Below are 15,386 nucleotides of genomic sequence, written 5' to 3' on the forward strand. Positions count from 1 at the left end.
TGCTAGCGGGGCGCGTCGGAACTACAGAGTAGGCGCTTGTGAAGACGTGCACAAATCGCGATCTTGCTGACTCGCGACGCCCCGCCACCAGGCCCTCCATTCCGCAAGATCGATCCGGCGGCCTTGGCCGGCGCCGCACGGCGATTATTGCTCAATCCCGACTTCTCTGACCAATCACACAAGGCCGGGCGGGCGCGTGGCGTACCCCTCACCAGCGCCGGAGCCGGTTCCACCCGGCACCGCACGCCGGGCCCGGCGTGCGGTGCCGGCCGGCGGTAGGGCCAACCCGACCTCGAACGGGGCAGCCCGCCGGCTGGGCATTCCGGGCCCGGCGTCCCTAGCCTCGGAGCATGACCACCGCCACCGCGGTCACGCCGGTACCGAGCGTGAGCCGCCAGCTGATGCGCGACACCGGGTACGTCCTGCTCGGCCTCCCCCTGGCGCTGTTCGGCCTGGTGGTGCTGACGGCCGGCCTCGCTCTCGGCGTCGGGCTGGCGGTGCTGGTGGTGGGCCTGCCGATCATGACCGGCACGCTCTACACCGCGCGCGGCCTGGCCGACGTGGAGCGGCTGCGGCTGCCCACGGTGCTCCGGATGCCCCGGATCCGGCCCCGCTACCTGACCCCGCCACCGGCGGCCGGCGCCTGGCGGCGGATCTTCACCCCGATCCGGGACGGGCAGTCCTGGCTCGACCTGGCCCACGGCATCGCCCGGTCGGTGGTGGCGGTCGTCACGTTCGCCATCACCGTCGCCTGGTGGGTCGTCGCGCTCGCCGGCACCCTCTACCCCGCGTACGACTGGGCCCTCCCCTACGGCCCGGACGACCGCAGCCTCGCCGACCTGCTCGGTCTCGGCGACGGGCCGGTGGCCCGGATCGGCCTGAACACCGCGATCGGCCTGATCTTCCTGCTCACCCTGCCGATCGTGGTCCGCGGCTGCGCGCTGCTCCAGGCCGGCTTCGCGCGCGGCCTGCTCACCGGCGTGGCCGAGATGCGCGACCGGATCACCGTGCTGGAGGAGCAGAAGCGGGCGGCGGTGTCGGCCGAGGCGGCGGCCCTGCGCCGGCTGGAGCGGGACATCCACGACGGCCCCCAGCAGCGACTGGTCCGGCTGGCGATGGACCTGAGCCGGGCCCGGCAGCAGCTCGCCACCGACCCGCAGGCCGCCGCCCGGACCCTGGACGAGGCGATCGCCCAGACCCGGGACACCCTGGCCGAGCTGCGGGCGCTCTCCCGGGGCATCGCGCCGCCGGTGCTGGTCGACCGGGGCCTGCCCAGCGCGGTGGCCGCCCTGGCCGGCCGCAGCCTGGTGCCGGTCGACCTGACCCTCGACGACCGGCTGGGCAACCCCAAGGGCCGGCTCGACCCGCTGGTGGAGAGCACCGCCTACTTCGTGGTCGCCGAGGCGCTGACCAACGTGGCCAAGCACAGCGGCGCGACCGGCTGCGCGGTGACCGTGCAGCGCCGCGACGACCAGCTCGACGTCACCGTCAGTGACGACGGGGCCGGTGGTGCGCACGTGGCGAAGGGGCACGGCCTCGCCGGCATCGCCGACCGGGTACGCGCCGCCGGCGGCGTGCTCCGGGTGGACAGCCCGGTCGGTGGGCCGACCATCGTGCGGGCCGTGCTGCCGCTGTGACCCCGGCAACCGTCCGAACGTGGTAGACACCGGCATGCGAGTACTGATCGCCGACGACGCCGTACTGCTCCGGGAGGGCCTGGTCCGGCTGCTCACCGAGCAGGGACACGAGGTGGTGGCCGCCGTCGGGGACGGTGAGGCGCTGGTGGAGGCGGTGGTGGCGCACCGGCCGGACGTCTCGATCGTCGACGTGCGGATGCCACCCACCCACACCGACGAGGGGCTGCGCGCGGCCGTCCGGGCCCGCGAGCTGGTCCCGCGTACGCCGATCCTGGTGCTCTCCCAGTACGTCGAGGTGTCGTACGCCGACGACCTGCTGTCCACCGCGGGCGGGGGCGGCGGCGGGATCGGCTACCTGCTCAAGGAGCGGGTGGCCGCGATCGACGAGTTCCTCGACGCGCTGGCCCGGGTGGCCGCCGGCGGCACCGTGCTCGACCCGGAGGTCGTCGGCCAACTGCTGGTCCGGCGCCGCCGGGACGACCCGCTGGGCGAGCTGACCCCGCGCGAGCGGGAGGTGCTGGCGCTGATGGCCGAGGGCCGCTCCAACGCCGCCATCGCGAAATCCCTGGTGGTCACGGACGGCGCGGTGGAGAAGCACGTACGCAACATCTTCACCAAGCTCCACCTGCCGCCGGACACCGACCACCACCGCCGGGTCCTGGCCGTCCTCGCCCACCTCCGCGCCTGACCCGCCCGGCGGCGGGGGCCAGGGTCAGGGAAGGCGGGTGGCCAGGGTCACCGCCTCGGTGAGGGTGTCCGCGGTGGGGTGGGGGGTGGCGCGCAGGGCGGCGGGGTCGGAGAGGCCACCGGTGTAGAGGACGCAGCGGGCGCCGACGCTCTCGGCGGCGTGCGCGTCGTCGACCGAATCGCCGATCAGCACCACCGACTCGCCGGCCAGCCCCAGCTCGGCCAGGTGCTTCTCCAGCCACTCCGCCTTGTGGCCGCCGCCGACCGTGGCGCGCAGCCCGTCCACCCGGGCGAAGTGCGGGGTCAGGCCGTAGGTGTGCACGGTCGGCACCAGCTCGTCGTGGAACCACATCGACAACAGTGACTGGCTGCCCGGCCAGGCGGCGATGGCCGCCAGCGCGTCGTCGGCCAGCGCGCAGCTGGTCAGCCCGGCCCGGTACGCGTCGTGGAAGATCCGGTCGAGCGCGCCGAACGCCTCCGCGTCGATCGCCCGGCCCAGCATCTCGGCGTAGTAGTCGACGATCGGCCGGCGGAACCGCACCCGGTGCTCGTCCGCGGTCACCGACGGGCCGCCGGCGCTGGCGAAGGCCACGTTGGTGGCCTGCACCACCAGGCTGAGGTCGTCGAGCAGGGTGCCGTTCCAGTCCCACACCAGGTGGTCGCGCGCAGGGATCATCGCAGCAGCCTAAGGGTCTCCTCAGAGCTGCGGCGTGGTCAGGTCCCGCAGCAGCCGATCCTCCTCGACCCGCCAGTAGCCGTGCTCCTTGCCGTCGAGCAGCACGACCGGCAGCCGGTCCCCGTAGTCCCGCTCCGCCTCGACGTCGCCGGTGACGTCCTTCTCCACCCACTTGTCGCCGGTGACCGCCACCACCCGGTCCAGCGCGGCCTTGGCGTCCTCGCAGAGGTGGCAGCCGGGCCGGGTGATCAGGGTGAGCCGGGCGTCACTGGACATCGGGGACCTCCGTGCGTCGGGGCCGGGGCGGCGTCGCCGGGGACGGCGCCGACCGCAGCTGGGTCTTGCGTACCTTCCCGATCACCGAGTACGGCAGTTCGTCGACGAACTCGACGGCGGTCGGGCACTTGAACCGGGCCAGGTTACGCGCGCAGTGGGCGAGCAGCTCCTCGCCGGTGACCGGACGCCCCGGCGCCGGCACCACGTACGCCCGCACAGTCTCACCCGTACGCGGGTGCGGCACACCCAGGACGGCCGAGCCGGCCACCCCCGGGTGCGCCTCGAGCACCAGCTCGACCTCGCGCGGGTAGACGTTGAAGCCGTTGACCAGGATCAGCTCGCCCAGCCGGTCGACCAGGAAGAGGTCGCCGTCGTCGTCGGCGTCGGCGACGTCGCCGGTGGCCCACCAGCCGTCCGCGTCCGGGCCGCCCCGGCCGTCCGGCCAGTAGCCGGCGAACAGGTTCGCCCCGCGGACCACGATCTGGCCGGGGTCGGTGCCGGGCGAGGAGTCGGCGAGCCACGGGTCGTCGTCGGGGTCGTCGTCCGGCTCGGCGACGCCGTCGCGCCACAGGTCGGTCCCGTCGCCGCCGACCAGGCGCAGCTCGACGCCGGGCAGCGGCCGGCCGATCGAGCCGGGCTTCGGCTCGCCGCCGACCAGGGTGGTGGTGAGCACCGGCGCGGTCTCGGTCAGGCCGTACCCGACGTGCACCGGATGCCCGGTGACCTCGGTGAAGCGCGCCGCGGCGGCCGGGTCCAGCGGCGCCGCGCCGCAGACCGCGACCCGCACCGACGCCATCGCCGCGACGACCGCGTCGGCGTCCGCCGTGGACCAGGCCAGGAACATCGACGCTACGCCGACCAGCACGCTGACCCGGTGCCGGGCGATCTCGTCGAGCGCGCAGCCGGGGCCGAGCTCGTCGACCAGCACCCCGGTAGCGCCGTGGTGGATCACCGCGCCCAGCCCCGTGTTCAACCCGTACGCGTGGAACAGCGGCAACGCGAGCAGCACGGTGTCCCCGGGCCCGACCACCGGCGGGGAGATCCGGCCCACCTGGTCCTGATTGGCGGCCAGCGCCCGGTGCGGCAGCATCGCGCCCTTGGGCTGCCCCTCGGTGCCCGAGGTGTAGAGCAGCACCGCGAGGTCGCCGCCGGCTCGCGCCGGCGGCTCCCCGGCCTCCTCGGGCAGGGTGGTGTGCACGGCGGTGAGCGCCGGCAGCTCGAGACCGGCCACCCGGTCCCGGACGGCCTCGGTGCCGCAGAGCAGCGTCGCGCCGGAGTCGGCGAGCACGTGCCGCAGCTCGCGGGCGGTGAGGCCGGGGTTGACCGGCACCGCGACCAGCCCGGCGCGCAGCGTGGCGAGGTAGGCGACCACGAAGTCCGGCGTGTTCGGCAACGCGATCGCCACCCGGGCCGGCGGGTCGGTCGGCGCGGCCGGCCCGGCGGCGGCCAGGGCCCGGGCCACGGCGCTCACCCGGGCGTCCAGTTCGGACCAGGTCAGGGTCTGCTCGCGCCAGTGCAGCGCGGGTCGGTCGCCGTGGTCGGCGGCCGCCCGGCGGAGCCGGTCGGCGAGTTCGGGCGCGGAGCTGTCGGCGGCGTCCTGCACGGTCGCTGAGTCTGGCACAGCAGTCCCGGAGGGACCATGCTTGCGCCGGGGGCACGCCGCCCTTCCGGCGACACGCCGACACGCCGAAGGCGGTTCACTTCCGCTCCGACCTGGACTTTTCACTCGGGATCAAGGCACGACGTGAAAGTCAACCGCACACGACGGACAACCGGTCCGCCATCTGTGCGACGGGGCGGGAAATACTTTGGCCCTGTGTAACGGACTTGCCACGCGCGGGTGACGTTGGCCCTATCATCACTCGGGTCGGCTCACCCCATTTGCCGTGAGTCGACACCCCTCAGCCCGAGGAGGCCCCCGTGCCTGTGAGCGCATTGGACCAGCACCTCAGGGGGATCTGCCGCACGTCGGCACACCCCTGTGCGACCCTGCCCGCCCGGGGCGGACCGGACGCTGCGGCGACCCGTCGCCGCACCGCCCGGCCGGCCGGCGCGCGGACCGGGGAGGCGCGGTGACCACCTTCGGCTACGCGGAGCGACCCGCCGGCCTGACCGGCCCGACACCCCGGACGTCGCCCAACGAGCGGCTGGATCCGGGGCACGGCTCCGATCGGCGCAACCGGCACAACGAGGCCCCGGCCCGGCCTGCCGTACCCGGTGGGAACGCGAAATCGGCCGGCGGCCGGGTCGCGTCGCCGGCCCGGCCGACCATGCCGGCGCAGAGCCGGCGGGTCGGCGAGCCGCCGGCGGTGGCCGACCCGTCCGGCGCCGAGACCGCCGTGCTGCCGGCGGTGCCCGCCGCCGACACCGCCGTGCTGCCCGCCGTGCCGGCGGCCACGACACCGGCGACCGGGTTCCCCAGCCGGCCCGACCCGTCCGACCCGGCCACCGAGGTCTGGGCGCTGGTGGAGCGCGCGCAGGCCGGCGAGGCCGAGGCGTTCGGCCTGATCTACGACCGGTACGTCGACACCGTCTTCCGCTTCGTCTACTTCCGGGTCGGCAACCGCCAACTGGCCGAGGACCTCACCTCGGACACCTTCCTGCGGGCCCTCAAGCGGATCGGCAGCTTCACCTGGCAGGGCCGCGACCTCGGCGCCTGGCTGGTCACCATCGCCCGCAACCTGGTGGCGGACCACTTCAAGTCCGGCCGCTACCGGTTGGAGGTCACCACCGGCGACGTGCTCGACGCCGACCGGGAGGACCGGGGCCCGGAGGGCAGCCCCGAGGCGGCGGTGGTCGAGCACATCACCAACGTCGCGCTGCTCACCGCCGTCAAGCAGCTCAACCCGGAGCAGCAGGAGTGCATCGTGCTCCGCTTCCTCCAGGGTTTCTCAGTTGCCGAGACGGCCCGCGCGATGGGCAAGAACGAGGGCGCGATCAAGGCACTGCAATATCGCGCCGTCCGCGCCCTGGCCCGCCTGCTCCCGGACGGTTTCCAGCCCTGAGCCCCTGCGACGACGATCACTCTTCGTGATTTCGGCAGCGGCCGGCCCGTAACCCGTGCCCGTCGCGGACCGTTTCTCCGGGTGCGACCGGTGGTTGCCCCGGCGCCCCCGGACCACCCGGTCCGGAGCAGCGCGGCCGGCCAACACCTTCGTCCGTCGGTGTACGCCGCCGCCGGTCGCTGGGAACCACCGCGGCCGAGGCGGCCGTGACCAGCGAGAGGGGGTGCCTGCGGTGGACAGTGACCTCTTCTCCCGTCGTCGGGCCGCACGTTTCGCCCAGCTTCTCGACGAGGCGAACGGCGGCCGGCGTCACCATGTCCGGTCCCGTGCCGACGACCGGCTCACCGCCCTGGTGGCGGTCGGTCAGCGACTCGTCGCCGCGCGGCCGGACGCCGAGGTGGACGCCGAGTTCCGCACCGGGCTCCGGGCCATGCTGGTGGCGACCGTGGAGCGGGAGGGCATGGGCGCGGCGACCGCGACCACGCCCGCCCGCACGACCGAGGCGGCTTCGCGTGGCTCGCTGCTGGGCGCGGTGACCGCCCGCCAGATCCGCGCCCGGGGCGCCATCCTGGTCGGCATCGCCGCCGGCGCCGTCGCCGTGTCGGGCATCTCCGCCGCCAGCGAGGACGCGGTCCCCGGCGACGCGCTGTACGGCATGAAGCGCTCCACCGAACGCGCCCAGCTCGCCCTGACCAGCTCCGACCTCAGCCGGGGCCAGCTCTTCCTCGACTTCGCCCGTACCCGGCTGGACGAAGCCGGCATGCTCCGCGGCGACCTGGCCGGGTTCAGCGCGGTGCTGGACGACATGGACGCCGACACCCGCCAGGGCGTACGGCTGCTCACCACCACCGCCGCCCAGCGCTCCGACCCGGCCGGGCTGGATGCGGTGAACACCTTCGTGACCGGGCAGCGCAAGGCGGTCGGTGGACTGCTCGACGGGGCCAGCCGCGCCGAGCGGGACCGGACCCGCCGTTCGCTGGCCCTGCTGGACGCGATCCGCAAGCGCTCCGACGCGCTGCGCGCCGCCATCGCCTGCGGCCTGCCCGCGCCGGCCGGCAGCGACGCGCTCGGCCCCGCCCCGGCGACCTGCCCGAGCGACCGCTGAGCGGCAGAGCCGTTCACGCCACAGTTGCACCTTCGGACGCCCGCCGGTAACCGACCCCCGACTACGCTCAGGGGTGCAGCGGTCGTCGTACGGAGGGAGGTCGGATGGCCCGCACCCGCAAGGTCACGGTCAGCACCGACGTCCACGGGCACACCGCCGGCTGGGCCGACGCCGAGCTCGACCGGCCCGTCCCCGCTGAGCCGGACCCCACCGCCGCGGCCTTCTTCGACGTGGACAACACGATGATGCAGGGCGCGTCGATCTACTGGTTCGCCCGCGGGCTGGCCGCCCGCAAGTACTTCACCACCGGGGACCTGGCCCGGTTCGCCTGGCAGCAGGCCCGGTTCCGGCTGCTGGCCACCGAGAACGCCGTGGACATGTCGCAGGCCAAGGAGGCCGCCCTGGCCTTCATCGAGGGCTGGCGGGTGGACGAGATCGAGCGCCTCGCCGAGGAGATCTTCGACGAGCTGATGGCCCCGCGCATCTGGGCCGGTACCCGCCGGCTCGCGCAGCGGCACCTCGACGCCGGCGAGCGGGTGTGGCTGGTCAGTGCCGCCCCGGTGGAGATCGGCCGGGTGATCGCCACCCGGCTCGGCCTGACCGGTGCGGTCGGCACGGTGGCCGAGGTGGTCGACGGCGCGTACACGGGGCGGCTGGTCGGCGACCTGATGCACGGGCCGGCCAAGGCGGAGGCGGTCGCCCAGCTCGCCGCGGTGGAGGGGCTGGACCTGCCGCGCTGCGCCGCCTACAGCGACTCCGCCAACGACCTGCCGATGCTCACCGCCGTCGGGCGGGCGGTCGCGATCAACCCGGACGGGACGCTGCTGCGGCAGGCCCGCGAGCGGGGCTGGGAGGTGCGGGACTTCCGCACCGGGCGGCGGGCGGTCAAGATCGCCGTACCGTCGACCGCCGCCGCCGGCCTGCTCGCCGGCGCGGTCAGCGCCGGCCTGGCCCTGCACCGCCGCCGCCGCACCCCCTGATCCCCCACCACGAAGCGCCCACTCTTACCGAGAAAGCGTGGCTATTCGCGGAGGAATAGCCACGCTTTCTCGGTAACTGCGTCTCGGCAGGGGGCGCGAGGGCCCCGGGGGGTCAGGGGCCGAAGGGGTCGGGGCGGCGTTCCAGGAGCTTGTGCAGGGTGTGCTGGATCGTTTCGCGGACCTGGTCGGCGAGGTTGAACACGACCAGCGGGTCGTCGGCGGAGTCGGTGAGGTGCGCCGTCGGGATCGGCGGGCAGAACTCGATCAGCCACTTGCTGGGCAGCGGCACCATGCCCAGCGGCCCGAGCCACGGGAAGGTCGGCGTGACCGGGAAGTACGGGAGCTTCAGCAGCCGGGCGAGCGGCTTGATGTCGGCGAGCATCGGGTAGATCTCCTCGCCGCCGACGATGGCGACCGGCACGATCGGGGTGCCGGTGCGCAGCGCCGCCGAGACGAAACCGCCCCGACCGAAGCGTTGCAGCTTGTAACGGTCGGAGTAGAGCTTGCCGATGCCCTTGAAGCCCTCGGGGAAGACGCCGACCAGTTCACCGTTGCCGAGCAGCCGCTCCGCGTCCGGGTTGCAGGCGACCGTACCGCCGGTCTTGCGGGCGATCTCGGAGACCACCGGCATCCGGAACACCAGGTCGGCGCCGAGCAGCCGCAGGTAGCGGCGCGCCGGGTGCTGGTCGTGCAGGGCGGTGGCGAGGATCAGCGCGTCCAGGGCCACCGTGCCGGAGTGGTTGCCGACGACCAGGCCCGCCCCGTCGACGGGCACGTTCTCCAGGCCGGTGACCTCGGTGCGGAACCAGTCCCGGTAGAGCAGGCGCACCAGCGGGTGGAAGACCGAGTCGGTCAGGTCCGGGTCGAAGCCGAACTCGTCGACCTCGTACTCGCCGGAGAGCCGTCGGCGCAGGAAGGCCAGGCCGGCGGCGACCTTACGGTCCCAGTGGTCCCCCGGCCGGTCCGGCACCGCCGCCCCGGCCGGCGGGTCCGCCGGCATCCGCCCGGACTCGTCGCCCTGGGTGGAAAGGTCCCGCGCCCCGGTCTCCGACTCGTGGGCCCCGGTGTTCAGCTCGTCGGTCCCGGCGTCCGGCTCGTTGCCGGTGGACGGGGTCGCGCCCGCCCGGGCGGACGGGATTGGCTCGTCGGTGGCGGAGGTGTCCGGCTCGGCCAGGGCCGCCGGCTCCCGGGCGGCGGCGGCGGCCGTGGTGCGCCGGTGCCCGTTGCTTCGCGCCGGCTGAACGTCCGGCCCGGCCACGGTCAGCGGTAGGTCGTACCGGCCGTCGGGCCGCTCCTCGGACCGGCTCACGAGCGCTCCCGGACGGCCGACCGGACCTGGCGGATGCTCTCCAGCACCAGTTGTTCGGCAGTGGCCAGGCTGTCCCGGGTGAGCACCACGCCGCCGTGGTGGGCCCGGATGAAGTCGTCGAACGCGGCGGCGGTGGAGCGCGGGGTGAAGCCGTACTCCCGCTCCAGCCGGCTGGTGTCGACCACCCGGCCGTGCACGAAGAGGTCGACCTGGTCGAGGCCGTAGCGGCCGAAGCCGAGGTTGCGGGCGAGCGCGGCGGCCCCGGACAGGCCCGGCTCCAGCACCGGCACGGCGACCCGGCCGGCCCGGCGGATCGCCTGGGAGAGCGAGAGCACCCCCGGCCCGGCGACGTTGTAGGTGCCCGGGTGCTCCTCGGCGATGGACCGGTGCAGCACCTCCAGGGCGTCGTCGAAGTGCACGAACTGCAACCGCGGGTCGCGCCCGAAGACGGTGGGCACCACCGGCTGGGAGAAGTAACGGGTGAGCGTGGTGTCGGCGGTGGAGCCGATGAACGGCGCGAAGCGCAGCACGGTCGCGGTCACGTCGGGACGGCGGCGGCGGAAGCCGCGGACGTACCCCTCGATGTCGAGGATGTCGCGGCCGAAACCGCCGCGCGGCACCTCGCGCGGCTCGGTCTCCTCGGTGAAGACCGCCGGGTCGCGGAAGGACGCGCCGTACGCGGCCGTGGAGGAACGGACCACCAGCTTGCGCAGCCGCGGCGCCCGCTGGCAGGCGGCGAGCAGCTGCATGGTGCCGATGACGTTCTGCTCCTTCATCGCCGCCCGGCCGCCGTGCTGGGGGTCGGGCGAGCTGACCAGGGCGAGGTGCACCACGGCGTCGACGTCCAGGTCGACGAGGAGCCCGCCGAGCGAGCCGAGGTCGAGCCGGACCCGCTCGACCCGGTCGAGCAGGTCGGTGAACTCGGGGCCCGGGGTGGCCGGGTCGACGCCGATCACCCGCTCGATGCGCGGGTCGGCGGCGAGCCGGGCGGCGACGTGCGCGCCGAGATAGCGGCCGACCCCGGTCACGACGACGACCCCCGGAGCACCTGAGGTGCCACCGGGGGTCATCTCGTACGCCCTGACCGGCAGACGGGACCGAGCCGGGACGTCCGCGGCCTGATCACCTGAGCCTCCGAGGGTCGACAGTTGGCAAGTGGTGCCGGAAGCCGGGCCGTGGCCCGGCCCCGGTCACTTACCGAGACGGCGACGCTGGACGCGGGTCTTGCGCAGCAGCTTGCGGTGCTTCTTCTTAGCCATGCGCTTGCGGCGCTTCTTGACCACCGAGCCCATACGACAGCCTTTCAATGCAAACGTGCGGGGCGGACGAGCGGCGCCACGTCGGTGGCGCCGGTGACCGCTTGCGGACAACGGACCGGACCAGCCTGGTGGCGTCGGGGCTCACCGGCGAGGGTCACGATCGGCTCCAGGGTAGCCGGAGTGCGTCAGCAGGACCAACGCGCCCCCGTCGATGCCCGTTACGTCGCAGTCGGCGCACCGCCCGGCGACGGGTCAGGCGGTCTCCTGAAACGCGCCCCGGAGATAGTCGTGCACCGCGTGCTCCGGCACCCGGAACGACCGGCCGACCCGGACCGCGGTGAGTTCACCGCTGTGCACCAGGCGGTAGACCGTCATCTTGGACACCCGCATGACCGACGCCACCTCGGCGACGGTGAGGAACTTGACATCCGACAGCCGACCGTCGGACTGCGACCCGGCCATGGCTCACCCGACCCATCCCATGCCCGGCGCGTGCCGAGCGACCGGAGCTTCCGTCCGGGCCGGCAACGCGCGTGTTACCAGTACGGTAGCGGGGCCGCTGTGACCGGCGCGATCCCTTCGTACAACTGATCATGCCCGGGTCGCTGTTCACCCGACCGTGACCTGCCGTTTCGCCCCCGCCTGCGCTCAGCGTCCCGTTCCCGGGACCGGTGTCGGGCACCGGTCCCGCGAGGCCCGCGCCGGCGACCCGGGCGGGCTCACTCGGCGCGCAGCGCGACCACCGGGTCGAGCCGGCCGGCCCGCTGCGCCGGCACCACGCCGAAGACGATGCCCACCGCCGCCGACACCCCGAACGCCAGCGCCAGCGACCACCAGGTGATCGCGGCCGGGATCGGCGACAAGGCATCCACCAGCAGCGCGGTGCCCACGCCGAGCGCCATCCCGGTCAGCCCGCCGATCGCGGTGAGCAGCACCGCCTCAAGCAGGAACTGCACCCCGATGTCGCGGGGGCGGGCGCCGACGGCCTTGCGCAGGCCGATCTCCCGGGTCCGTTCGCGCACCGAGACCAGCATGATGTTGGAGACACCCACCCCGCCGACGAGCAGCGAGATGCCGGCGATGGCGGCGAGCACGCCGGTGAGCACCCCGAGGATGTCGCCGAGCACGCCGAGAATCTGCTGCTGGGTGACCGCGCTGAACTCGGTGTCCGGGTGCCGGCGGGACAGCTCGGCGACGATCCGGTCGCCCAGCTCGCCGATCCGCTCCCGGTCCGGGGCCTTTACCGCGATGCCGTCCACCCGCTGGGTGCCCCAGAGTCGCTGGGCCGCGGTGACCGGCACGTGCACCTCGTCGTCCCGGTCGACGCCGAGGCTCTGCCCGAGCGGCGCGAACACCCCGATCACCCGGAACCGGACGCCGGCGAGCGCGACCTGCTGGCCGAGCGGATCCCGGTCGGGAAAGAGCGCGCGGGCCACCGAGTCGCCGAGCACCGCCACCCGGCGGCTGGTGTCCACGTCGGCGCCGGTGAGGTAGCGGCCCCGGGCGAGCGAGCGGGTGAAGACCGTGGGGGTGGTCTCCAGCACTCCCTGCACGGTCGTGAAGTCGGAGCGGTTGCCGGCCCGGGCCGTCGCGCCGGAGGCGATGGTGACCGCGACCCGGCTGGGATCGCCGACCACCCGGGAGACCGCGTCGACGTCGGCGAGGGTCAGCGGGGAGACCACCGGCGCGGTGCCCACGTCGATCCGGCCGGGTACCACCAGCAGCAGGTTGGAGCCGAGCCCTTCGACCTGCTGTTCGACCTTCTGCTTCGTACCGGTGCCGATGGCGACCAGCAACACCACGGACGCCACGCCGATGATCACGCCGAGCATGGTCAGCGCGCTGCGCATCCGGTTGGCCCGCAGCGCGTCCAGCGCCACCCGCCACGCCTCGGCGAGCCTCACGACGCCCCGCCGGCCCGCTCGTCGCCCGCCCGGTCCGTCCCGGCCGCGTCCACCTGGGAGGTGCCCCGGGTCGCTGCGTCCGCGCCGGGTCGCGGTCCGGCCGCAGGGTCCGCGTCCGGTCCTGGCCGGTCGGCGGCGTCCACCTCGGATCCCGGTCCGGCCAACTCGGGGGTACGCCGATCGGCCGCCGGATCGCGCGGAAGGCGTCCGGTGGCTCCGGCGGCGCCACCGGAGCCACCGGACGGGCGCCCCGGGCCGCTTCCGGACGCGGACCGGGGCTCCGCGCTGGGAGCGGCCACCAGTGTGTCAGGTGCCGTCACGGGCCCGGACGCCGGTCGATCATGAACGGTCGAGGGGCTGTCCGACACCACCACCCCGTCGCGCATCGCGATCCGCCGCCGGGCCCGGGCCGCCACCTCGTTGTCGTGGGTCACCATCACCAGCGCCACCCCGGACTCGGCGTTGAGCTGCTCCAGCAGGGCCAGCACCGCCTGGCCGGTCACCGTGTCCAGGTTGCCGGTCGGCTCGTCGGCGAGCAGCACCGTCGGGTCGGTGACCAACGCCCGGGCGATCGCCACCCGCTGCTGCTCGCCACCGGAGAGCTGGTTGGGGCGGTGGTCCAGCCGGTGCCCCAGGCCGACCCGGCCGAGCATCGCGGCCGCCCGCTCGCGCCGCTGCCGGGCCCCGACGCCGCGGTAGACCAGCGGCAGCGCCACGTTGTCCACCGCCGACGTCCGCGGCAGCAGGTGGAACGCCTGGAAGACGAAGCCGATGGTCTCGTTGCGCAGCCTCGCCAGCTCCGGCGCGGAGAGGGCGCCGACCTCCCGACCGCCGATCACCAGCCGACCGCCGGTGGGCTGGTCCAGCCCGCCGAGCAGGTGCATCAGGGTCGACTTGCCGGAGCCGGACGGCCCGACCACGGCCACGTAGTCCCCCGGCGCCACGGTCAGCGAGACGCCGCGCAGCGCCGGCACGGAGACACCGTCGAGCTGGTACGTCCGGGAGACGTCCACCGCCTCGATCGCCGCCGGACCGCTCACGGCCGTTCCCCCGTTGGCCCACTCCTCGCGCTCACCGGGTCGCCTTCGTTCGCGACTGCGGGGCTCGCAGGACCGGCTCACTCCTCGCGCTCACCGGACTTCCTGGCCGTCCTGGACCCGGTCGGTGCCGCGCACCACGACGCGGTCGCCGGCCTGCACCCCGTCGAGGATCTGCACCAGGTCCTGCCCCTGGACGCCCACCGTCACCTGCGCCCGGTCCGCCCGGCCGTCGCGGACCAGCCAGACGGCGTCCCGGCCGTCGGCGGAGAAGACCGCCGAGGCGGGGACGGTGACCGCGTCGGCGGCCTCGCGTACCCGCAGGTGCACCACGGCGTTCATGCCGGGGCGGGGCGCCGGTGCGACCTCGCCCTCGCCGAGCCGGCCCGCGCCGAGCGAGAGCCGCACCCGGTAGGTGACCCCACCCCGGGCGGAGCTGGTGGGCAGCACGTCGACCGAGCGGACCGTGGCGGCGTAGCTGGCGCCGGTGACCGCGTCCAGTTCGACGTCGGCGACCAGGCCGGGGCGGACCAGCAGCACGTCGGTCTCGTCGACCTCGGCGAGCAGGCCGAGCGCGCCGGTGTCCACGATGGTCAGCACGGGCGTGCCGGCGGTGACCCGGCCGCCGGCGACCACCGCGTCGTCCACGCCCGGCGGCGGCCCGGCGCGGGACGGGGTGAGCGCCGTCGGATCGATCCCGGCGGGCACCTGCCCGCCGCCGAGCAGGGCGGACAGGTCGGTGCCGCCGCCTGCGGGGGTGCCGCCGGGCTGCACGACTCCCCCGATCGGGGCGCGCAGGGTCAGCGCGTCGACGGTCGCCTTCGCCAGGTCGTACGCCTGCCGGGCCTGGAGCCGTTGCGCGGCCGACAGCGCGCCGACCGCCGAGTTGAGACCGGCCAGCCCCCGCTGCACCGAGCGGACGGCCTGGTCGGCGGTACGCGCCGCGGCGGCGTACTGCTGCTGCGCGGAGGTCACCTGGGCGAGCAGCGCGTCCCGTACCTTCTGGTCGGCGATCTTCCCGGCGGCGTCCCGGGCGGCGTCGAACGCCTCGTCGGCGGCCTTGTCAGTGCCGCGACGGCGGGTGCCCAGGTCGCCCACGCCGACGCCCCGGCCGGCCCGTTCGGCGGCCCGGAGGGCGTCGCGGGCCTGCCGGAGGCGCTCCTGGGCGGACGGGGAACTGATCACGGCGAGCACCTGACCGCGCCTGACCCGCTGGCCGGGCTGGACGCGCAGGCTGCTGACGGTGCCGTCGGCGGGTGCGGTGAGGGTGGCCGCGGCGCGGGCGGTCACGGTGGCCGGAGCGTCGATCACCTCGGCGACGGCGGCCCGGCCGGCCGGGGCCAGCGCGACGGTGGACTCGTCGTCCCCGCAGGAGGCGGCGGTGGTGCCGGTGAGGACGACGACGGCGAGCAGGGCGGTGAGCAGGCGGGGCCGCGTGGCTACGGGGGGCCGCGGCGAATCGGGGCGGCGCACCGGCCAACCTTAGCCCGGCGTCGATACGACGCCGAGCG

Annotated in this window: 14 protein-coding genes and 1 pseudogene; 5 read left to right on the forward strand and 10 right to left on the reverse strand. The window is 74.7% G+C overall.

Going from position 1 to position 15,386, the window contains the following annotated elements:
* Positions 1–350: 350 nt before the first annotated feature.
* Positions 351–1,637 carry a sensor histidine kinase gene (locus KBX37_RS00345; RefSeq protein ID WP_210773610.1) on the forward strand — a complete coding sequence of 429 codons (1,287 nt, stop codon included), beginning with the start codon at positions 351–353 and terminating at the stop codon, positions 1,635–1,637.
* Between the two features lie 34 nt (positions 1,638–1,671).
* Positions 1,672–2,325 (forward strand): response regulator transcription factor, encoded by a 654-nt coding sequence (locus KBX37_RS00350; protein WP_088960141.1) that lies wholly within the window; start codon positions 1,672–1,674, stop codon positions 2,323–2,325.
* A 24-nt stretch (positions 2,326–2,349) separates the two neighbouring features.
* Here KBX37_RS00350 and KBX37_RS00355 read toward each other — a convergent pair whose 3' ends face one another.
* From KBX37_RS00355 to KBX37_RS00365, 3 genes are read right to left on the reverse strand one after another with little or no spacing between them, the layout of a single operon-like run.
* A complete protein-coding gene (locus KBX37_RS00355) occupies positions 2,350–3,000 on the reverse strand; it encodes an HAD family hydrolase (protein ID WP_210773611.1) in 651 nt (216 codons plus the stop codon).
* A 21-nt stretch (positions 3,001–3,021) separates the two neighbouring features.
* Positions 3,022–3,276 (reverse strand): glutaredoxin family protein, encoded by a 255-nt coding sequence (locus KBX37_RS00360; RefSeq protein WP_154941713.1) that lies wholly within the window; start codon positions 3,274–3,276, stop codon positions 3,022–3,024.
* Positions 3,266–4,879 carry an AMP-binding protein gene (locus KBX37_RS00365; protein WP_210773612.1) on the reverse strand — a complete coding sequence of 538 codons (1,614 nt, stop codon included), beginning with the start codon at positions 4,877–4,879 and terminating at the stop codon, positions 3,266–3,268. Before KBX37_RS00365 ends, KBX37_RS00360 begins: the two co-directional genes overlap by 11 nt.
* A 469-nt stretch (positions 4,880–5,348) precedes the next feature.
* Here KBX37_RS00365 and KBX37_RS00370 point away from each other — a divergent pair, with 469 nt between their 5' ends.
* The 3 genes from KBX37_RS00370 (at position 5,349) to KBX37_RS00380 (ending at position 8,366) form a co-directional block, all read left to right on the forward strand.
* Positions 5,349–6,281 (forward strand): ECF subfamily RNA polymerase sigma factor, BldN family, encoded by a 933-nt coding sequence (locus KBX37_RS00370; protein WP_210773613.1) that lies wholly within the window; start codon positions 5,349–5,351, stop codon positions 6,279–6,281.
* Positions 6,282–6,513: 232 nt separating this feature from the next.
* A complete protein-coding gene (locus KBX37_RS00375; RefSeq protein WP_210773614.1) occupies positions 6,514–7,386 on the forward strand; it encodes a DUF5667 domain-containing protein in 873 nt (290 codons plus the stop codon).
* Positions 7,387–7,490: 104 nt separating this feature from the next.
* Positions 7,491–8,366 (forward strand): HAD family phosphatase, encoded by an 876-nt coding sequence (locus KBX37_RS00380; protein ID WP_210773615.1) that lies wholly within the window; start codon positions 7,491–7,493, stop codon positions 8,364–8,366.
* Between the two features lie 112 nt (positions 8,367–8,478).
* On the opposite strand, the gene KBX37_RS00385 is transcribed toward KBX37_RS00380, so the two are convergent.
* The 7 genes and pseudogenes from KBX37_RS00385 to KBX37_RS00415 form a co-directional block, all read right to left on the reverse strand.
* A complete protein-coding gene (locus KBX37_RS00385; RefSeq protein ID WP_210773748.1) occupies positions 8,479–9,366 on the reverse strand; it encodes a lysophospholipid acyltransferase family protein in 888 nt (295 codons plus the stop codon).
* 305 nt (positions 9,367–9,671) lie between these two features.
* Positions 9,672–10,745: an NAD-dependent epimerase/dehydratase family protein gene (locus KBX37_RS00390; RefSeq protein WP_179801989.1), complete on the reverse strand. Its 1,074-nt coding sequence runs from the start codon at positions 10,743–10,745 to the stop codon at positions 9,672–9,674.
* A gap of 120 nt (positions 10,746–10,865) precedes the next feature.
* Positions 10,866–10,967, reverse strand: coding sequence for a 30S ribosomal protein bS22 (locus KBX37_RS00395; protein WP_007465623.1), 102 nt, complete (start codon positions 10,965–10,967; stop codon positions 10,866–10,868).
* 219 nt (positions 10,968–11,186) lie between these two features.
* Positions 11,187–11,396 (reverse strand): helix-turn-helix domain-containing protein, encoded by a 210-nt coding sequence (locus tag KBX37_RS00400; RefSeq protein WP_088960133.1) that lies wholly within the window; start codon positions 11,394–11,396, stop codon positions 11,187–11,189.
* Positions 11,397–11,653: 257 nt separating this feature from the next.
* Entirely contained in the window at positions 11,654–12,838 is a 1,185-nt protein-coding gene (locus KBX37_RS00405) for an ABC transporter permease (protein WP_154941702.1), read from the reverse strand.
* Positions 12,839–13,041: 203 nt separating this feature from the next.
* Positions 13,042–13,878, reverse strand: a pseudogene (locus KBX37_RS00410) (ABC transporter ATP-binding protein); the annotation flags it as partial.
* A 90-nt stretch (positions 13,879–13,968) separates the two neighbouring features.
* Entirely contained in the window at positions 13,969–15,348 is a 1,380-nt protein-coding gene (locus tag KBX37_RS00415; RefSeq protein WP_210773616.1) for an efflux RND transporter periplasmic adaptor subunit, read from the reverse strand.
* Between the last annotated feature and the right edge of the window lie 38 nt (positions 15,349–15,386).

The organism is Micromonospora sp. U56, assembly GCF_018070095.1.
In the GTDB taxonomy this organism is placed as follows: Bacteria; Actinomycetota; Actinomycetes; order Mycobacteriales; family Micromonosporaceae; genus Micromonospora; species Micromonospora purpureochromogenes.

Coding starts and splice junctions, on each gene's coding strand:
- KBX37_RS00345 (WP_210773610.1), top strand. CDS start 351: ATGACCACCGCCACCGCGGTCACGCCGGTACCGAGCGTGAGCCGCCAG.
- KBX37_RS00350 (WP_088960141.1), top strand. CDS start 1,672: ATGCGAGTACTGATCGCCGACGACGCCGTACTGCTCCGGGAGGGCCTG.
- KBX37_RS00355 (WP_210773611.1), bottom strand. CDS start 3,000: ATGATCCCTGCGCGCGACCACCTGGTGTGGGACTGGAACGGCACCCTG.
- KBX37_RS00360 (WP_154941713.1), bottom strand. CDS start 3,276: ATGTCCAGTGACGCCCGGCTCACCCTGATCACCCGGCCCGGCTGCCAC.
- KBX37_RS00380 (WP_210773615.1), top strand. CDS start 7,491: ATGGCCCGCACCCGCAAGGTCACGGTCAGCACCGACGTCCACGGGCAC.
- KBX37_RS00385 (WP_210773748.1), bottom strand. CDS start 9,366: ATGCCGGCGGACCCGCCGGCCGGGGCGGCGGTGCCGGACCGGCCGGGG.
- KBX37_RS00390 (WP_179801989.1), bottom strand. CDS start 10,745: ATGACCCCCGGTGGCACCTCAGGTGCTCCGGGGGTCGTCGTCGTGACC.
- KBX37_RS00395 (WP_007465623.1), bottom strand. CDS start 10,967: ATGGGCTCGGTGGTCAAGAAGCGCCGCAAGCGCATGGCTAAGAAGAAG.
- KBX37_RS00400 (WP_088960133.1), bottom strand. CDS start 11,396: ATGGCCGGGTCGCAGTCCGACGGTCGGCTGTCGGATGTCAAGTTCCTC.